Here is a 1,296-nt window from a genome sequence, read left to right on the forward strand (position 1 = left end):
GACCAGTACCAGGCTGACGCAGTGTTCATCGACTTCGGTTACGGAACTGGTCTGAAGTCAATCGGTGATGGCTGGGGTCGTACATGGCAACTTGTTCCGTTCGGTGGCGCGTCTACTGACCCGCAGATGCTCAATAAGCGCGGGGAGATGTTCAACTCATGCAAGACATGGCTGAGGCTGGGCGGCATGCTTGATGACCAGGAAACAGCGGACGACCTGTCGGCGGCAGAGTACAAAGTTCGAGTGGACGGTAAAATCGTTATCGAACCGAAGGAAGATATCAAGGAGCGGCTTGGGCGTTCTCCTGGTAAAGGCGATGCGCTATTGCTGACGTTTGCTTTCCCTGTGTCGAAGCGTCTGCGAATTCCAGGTCAGCAGAACCAGCAAGGCAAGGCCATTACAGATTACGATCCCTATGCTTAATCCGCTGGTGGGGATAATGTCGTTGATATCCTCTGGTGAGGATAAAACAAAGCCAGCTCATAGGCTGGCTGTTTGTGACATGTCACGGTGTTATTGAATTACAATCCAGTCATCAGATAGCAGATCGGTTTGAGATGCCAGCCACGGTACAAAGCAACCGTCAGCAGTTTTCATCCCAATCCACGGTAGAAGTTTAACGCCAGGTACAAATGTATACTCGTCACCGCATGTAACGTCAAATCGCCACTCGTTCGGAGTGGCCGATTGCGGTGGCTTAACCAGTTGCAGATACATGCCTTTGCCATTCCATCCGGCACGTGCAATGCGCTTACCATCTTTGAGTGATGACAAAGCAGTGGAGAAAGATACTGTTGATGTTTCGCTCATAATCTCACCTTAAAAAAATGCCCGGCGAACCGGGCGAACTGGAAGCAATGAGTTATGCCTTCCGTGGCTGTACTGGTTTACAGCATGAAGTCATCGCAATGGCGTCCTGCTGTAAAAAGGGCGGTGATAGTCCTTCAAGGGAAACCATCACCGCCAAGCACCTGGAACTTCTGGCATCACGGTCCTTAGGCGTGATTCTGGCGTGGCATGCAGGATTCGAACCTGCGACCAACCGCTTAGAAGGCGGTTGCTCTGTCCAACTGAGCTAATGCCACAACGCTGAGAGCACTTAGCCTGTTAAGGCGCCACACTTTGTCGCGGCTCCATAAATGCTCTCATCGTTGTACCCTCGTCTCTTCCGAGGCGTCACACCGAATCGCCGGGATGGTGAATCCCCGTGCGCGGAATAAAACCGCTCGACTTGCACATTCCGGCTACCTGGTTCGTTTGCCCGAGCAAGGGAGGGTGCCCCTTAAACGTATCCAG

1 protein-coding gene, 1 tRNA gene and 1 pseudogene are annotated in these 1,296 nt (G+C 52.4%); 1 reads left to right on the plus strand and 2 read right to left on the minus strand.

Translation table 11 applies throughout. The annotated features are described in order from the left end of the window. Positions 1–423, plus strand: a pseudogene (locus tag ACWIGM_RS31435) (terminase); the annotation flags it as partial. A gap of 90 nt (positions 424–513) precedes the next feature. Here ACWIGM_RS31435 and ACWIGM_RS31440 read toward each other — a convergent pair. After that, positions 514–810, minus strand: coding sequence for a DUF2829 domain-containing protein (locus ACWIGM_RS31440; RefSeq protein WP_113419321.1), 297 nt, complete (start codon positions 808–810; stop codon positions 514–516). A 198-nt stretch (positions 811–1,008) separates the two neighbouring features. Next, a tRNA-Arg gene (locus ACWIGM_RS31445) sits at positions 1,009–1,085 on the minus strand. Positions 1,086–1,296: the final 211 nt, after the last annotated feature.

This window comes from Allobosea sp. NPDC055332, from assembly GCF_053645455.1.

Coding starts and splice junctions, on each gene's coding strand:
- ACWIGM_RS31440 (WP_113419321.1), bottom strand. CDS start 810: ATGAGCGAAACATCAACAGTATCTTTCTCCACTGCTTTGTCATCACTC.